At 73.6% G+C, this 4,326-nt stretch carries 5 protein-coding genes; 4 read left to right on the forward strand and 1 reads right to left on the reverse strand.

What is annotated here, in order from left to right; genetic code table 11:
* Positions 1-696 (forward strand): hypothetical protein (locus tag AE652_RS36260; RefSeq protein WP_049659272.1); only part of this gene is annotated, 696 nt, incomplete at its 5' end.
* The gene (fahA, locus tag AE652_RS36265) at positions 693-1,916 is read left to right on the forward strand and encodes a fumarylacetoacetase (RefSeq protein ID WP_049659273.1); all 1,224 of its coding nucleotides are present in this window, start codon (positions 693-695) and stop codon (positions 1,914-1,916) included. The genes AE652_RS36260 and fahA, both read left to right, overlap by 4 nt.
* 97 nt (positions 1,917-2,013) lie before the next feature.
* Here fahA and AE652_RS36270 read toward each other — a convergent pair whose 3' ends face one another.
* The gene (locus tag AE652_RS36270; RefSeq protein WP_049659274.1) at positions 2,014-2,784 is read right to left on the reverse strand and encodes an SDR family oxidoreductase; all 771 of its coding nucleotides are present in this window, start codon (positions 2,782-2,784) and stop codon (positions 2,014-2,016) included.
* Between the two features lie 101 nt (positions 2,785-2,885).
* Here AE652_RS36270 and AE652_RS36275 point away from each other — a divergent pair, with 101 nt between their 5' ends.
* Both AE652_RS36275 and AE652_RS36280 read left to right on the forward strand, forming a co-directional pair.
* Complete coding sequence (locus AE652_RS36275; protein ID WP_049659275.1) at positions 2,886-3,539, forward strand: TetR/AcrR family transcriptional regulator; 654 nt, start codon at positions 2,886-2,888, stop codon at positions 3,537-3,539.
* Positions 3,540-3,687: 148 nt separating this feature from the next.
* Positions 3,688-4,326 (forward strand): enoyl-CoA hydratase/isomerase family protein (locus AE652_RS36280; RefSeq protein WP_049659276.1); only part of this gene is annotated, 639 nt, incomplete at its 3' end.

A 4,326-nucleotide genomic window follows, 5' to 3' on the forward strand; every position in this document is an offset into this window, starting at 1 on the left:
CCGGGCGCCGCGGGGGCGGACGACTCGGTGGTGGCGGGCGACCGGCCGCTCAAGGTCGGGCTGGTGCTGCCGGGGGGCAGCATCGAGCTCGCCCCGGCGCTCGCCGCCGCCGCTCCGTTCGAGCTGGCCGGCGTCGAGCTGGCCACCCGGGACGCCGCCGAGGCGGTGGCCGCGCTGGACCGGCTGCTGTCGCCGGACGTCCCCGCCGCCGTCGAACTCCCGCGCGAACTGCTGCGCGGGGACGGGCTGGACGCCGTCCTGGACGTGCTGGTGGACAGCCCGTACCGGGCGAAGTTCCGCACCGGCGGGCTGGTCGCCGAGGCCTTCCCGGACGAGGCCGAACTGGCCGCCTTCCTCACCGGCTGCGCGCAGCGCGGACTGCCGTACAAGTGCACGGCCGGGCTGCACAACGCCGTCCGGCACACCGATCCGGAGACCGGCTTCGAGCACCACGGCTTCCTGAACGTGCTGCTGGCCTCGCAGGAGACCGACCGGGCCGCCGCCGCGGCGGTGCTGGCGGAACGCGACGGCGAGGTGCTGGCCAAGGCGGCACGCGCACTGACGGACCGTCAGATCGTGGTGATCCGCAACTCGTTCACCGCGTTCGGCACCTGTAGCATCGCCGAGCCCCTGGGTGACCTGGCCGCGCTCGGCCTGCTGTCGTCGCCCAGTCCACTGCACCAGGAGGACCGTTGAGCACCACCCCCAGCAGCTGGCTCGCCAGCGCCCAGGACTCGCCGTTCGGCGTGCACAACCTGCCGTACGGCGTCTTCACCGCCGCCGACCAGCCCGGGCGGCGCCGGATCGGCGTGCGCGTCGGGGACTTCGTGCTGGACGCCGGGGCGGCCGCCCGCGCGGCCGGAGCGCCGTCGGTGCTGCTGGACGCGGACTCGCTCAACCCGCTGATGGCGGCGGGGCACCCGGTCTGGAGCCGGGTGCGGGCGGACCTCACCACCTGGCTCACCGACGAGTCCTTCCGCGAGGCCCTGTCGCCGGCGCTGCTGCCGGCCGGCGAGGTGGAGCTGCACCTGCCGTTCGAGGTCGCCGACTACGTCGACTTCTACGCCTCCGAGCACCACGCCACCAACCTGGGCCGGATCTTCCGCCCGGGCTCGGAGCCGCTCACCCCCAACTGGAAGCACCTGCCGATCGGTTACCACGGGCGGGCGGGCACGGTCGTGGTCTCCGGCACGCCGGTGGTGCGGCCGTCCGGGCAGCGCAAGGCGCCCGCCGACGCCGCGCCGACCTTCGGGCCGTCGCGCCGGCTCGACATCGAGGCCGAGGTCGGCTTCGTCGTCGGCACGCCGTCGGAGCTGGGCCGGCCGGTCGCGCTGGACGACTTCCGCGAGCACGTGTTCGGCGTCTGCCTGCTCAACGACTGGTCGGCGCGCGACATCCAGGCCTGGGAGTACGTGCCGCTCGGCCCCTTCCTCGGCAAGTCCTTCGCGACCTCCATCTCGCCGTGGATCGTGCCGCTGGACGCCCTGGACCACGCCCGGGTCACGCCGCCGGAGCGCGACGTCGAGCCGCTGGCGTACCTGGACGACCGGGGCGGCGAGCCGTGGGGCCTGGACCTGGCGATGGAAGTCCGGCTGAACGGGCACCAGGTCTCCCGGCCGCCGTTCGCCACCATGTACTGGACGGCGCAGCAGCAGCTGACCCACATGACGGTCAACGGCGCCTCGCTGCGCACCGGCGACCTGTTCGCCTCGGGGACGGTCAGCGGGCCGGAGCGGGACACCCGGGGCGCGCTGATCGAGCTGACCTGGAACGGCGAGGAGCCGCTGAAGCTCCCGGACGGGACGACCCGGACGTTCCTCGAGGACGGCGACGAGGTGACCATCACCGCCACGGCGCCCGGGCCGGACGGCGCCGTGATCGGGTTCGGCGAGGTCACCGGGCGCGTGCGGGGCTGAGGGCTCACGACCGACGGATGACGGATGACAGATAACAGCTAACAGATTTCATCAGCTGTTATCTGTTATCTGTCAGCCCACCGCCGGCGGCTCCCGCCTACAGCCGCGAGCCGCCGGTGGCGTCGACCACGCGCCCCGTCATCCACCGCGCGTCGTCCGAGGCGATGAAGGCGACGATGTCCGCGATGTCCTCCGGCGCCCCTACCCGGCCGAGTGCGGCGACCGAGGCCGCCCAGGCCCGCGCCTCCGGATCGCCCAGGAACTCCGCATTGAGGTCGGTGTCGATGATCCCGGGCGCCACGGAGTTGACGGTGATCCCGCGCGGCCCGAGCTGCTGGGCGAGGTTGAGCGAGAAGGTGTCCAGCGCGCCCTTGGTGGCGCCGTAGGCCATGATCTCCGGCATGGCGAGCCGGGCCAGGCCGCTGGAGATGTTGATGATCCGGCCGCCGTCACGCAGTCGCTCCAGCCCGTGCTTGACGATGAAGAACGGTGCGCGGACGTTGACCGCGAAGACCTCGTCGAACTCCTCCTCGGTCAGGCCGGCGAGGTCGGAGCTGCGCCCGATCCCGGCGTTGTTCACGATGATGTCGACACCCCCGGCCGGCGCGTACTCGCCTATCCGCGCGTCGAAGGCCTCCCACAGCGCGACGGCGTCGCCGTGCCGCCCGAGCGCGGCGGGCAGCGCGAAGGCCCGCCCGCCGTCCGCCCGGATGCCCGCCACCACCTCCTCCGCCGCCACCGCATCGCGGGCGTAGCCGACGGCGACGGTGGCGCCGTCCCGCCCGAGCCGGCGGGCGATGGCCCGGCCGATCCCCCTGCTGCCCCCCGTGACCAGTGCCGTCTTGCCCTGAAGCCTGTCCGCGCCCATGTCCGAGCCCCCTCCTGCTTGCACTCAGCGTATTTCTTGAGCGATCGCTCAAGAAATACGCTAGCACACACTTCTTGAGTGAGTGCTCTAAAATTCAGCGCATGACAGAGGCGCACGCGGCGACAACGGCATCCCCGGACGGGCCCACCGGCCCGCCGCGCACTCCCCGTCGCGGACGCCCGCCGGCCTTCGACCGCGCCGAGGCCCTGGCCGCGGCCACCCGGCTGTTCTGGCAGCACGGCTACGAGGCCACCTCCGTCACCGACCTCACCACCGCCATGGGCATCCGCCCCGGCAGCCTGTACGCGGCCTTCGGTGACAAGCGGTCGCTGTTCGAGGAGGTGGTCCGCCAGTACGGCCACTCCCCCGCCGGCGAGTTCGCGGCTGTCGCGCTGGCGGAGGAGCCCACCGCGTACGGCGCCTTCGCCCGCATCCTGCGCGAGGCCGCCGCCGTCTACGCCGACCCGTCGCATCCGGCCGGCTGCCTGGTGATCTCCGCCGCCACCAATGTGACCCCGCAGGACGCCGTCATCCAGGACCAGCTGCGCGAGCGACGCAACGGGAACCTGCGCACCTTCGAGGAGCGGCTGCGCCGGGCACAGCAGGACGGCGAACTGCCACCGGAGGCCGACCCGAAGGGGCTGGCCGGCTACTTCGGTGCGGTACTCCAGGGCATGTCCCAGCAGGCCCGCGACGGCGCCACCCCCGCCGACCTGGCCCGCACCGCCGAACTCGCCCTGCGCGCCTGGCCGTAGCGCCTCCCGCGCACCGCGGAGCGCCCCTGGAGCGCCCGTCGGAAACATGATCGCCGGGCGAGTGATCACAACGGGCGCCCGCCCCGGTACGGTGGACGGCGGGAATCGGCATCGCCGACGACATCACCGAGGAACGGGAGCGGGCCCGATGAACGCAGAGGTGGCGGAGGTCCAGGCGTTCCTGGACGGCGGCGTCGGACGGCTCGTGCTGAACCGCCCCCGGGCGCTCAACTCGCTGACCCACGGCATGGTCACCGCCCTGCGCGCCACCCTGGACGACTGGGCCGCGGACGACCGGATACGCGCCGTCGTGCTGACCGGCGCGGGCGAGCGCGGCCTGTGCGCGGGCGGCGACATCCGCGCGATGCACGACGACGCCAAGGCGGGCGGGGCCGGCACCCGGGCGTTCTTCCGCGACGAGTACCGGCTGAACGCGCTGATCGCCCGCTACCCGAAGCCGTACGTCGCGGTCATGGACGGCATCACCATGGGCGGCGGCGTCGGCGTGTCCGCCCACGGCGCGGTGCGGATCGTCACCGAGCGGTCCACCGTCGCGATGCCCGAGACCCGGATCGGGATCGCCCCGGACGTCGGCGGCAGTCGGCTGCTCGCCCACGCCCCGGGCGAGTTGGGCACCCACCTCGGGCTCAGCGCGGCCTCGATGGGCCCGGGCGACGCCCTGCTGTGCGGGTTCGCGGACCACTTCGTGCCCTCGCGGCGCATCCCGGACCTGCTCGACGCCCTGGGCCGGAGCACCGCCACGGCGCCCGACAGCACCACCACCGCC

The sequence above is a fragment of the Kitasatospora sp. MY 5-36 genome, assembly GCF_001182915.1.
Taxonomy (GTDB): Bacteria; Actinomycetota; Actinomycetes; order Streptomycetales; family Streptomycetaceae; genus Kitasatospora.

Bases quoted from the DNA above. Each gene is read 5' to 3' on its own strand.
- AE652_RS36270 (WP_049659274.1), bottom strand. From the start codon at position 2,784: ATGGGCGCGGACAGGCTTCAGGGCAAGACGGCACTGGTCACGGGGGGC.
- AE652_RS36275 (WP_049659275.1), top strand. From the start codon at position 2,886: ATGACAGAGGCGCACGCGGCGACAACGGCATCCCCGGACGGGCCCACC.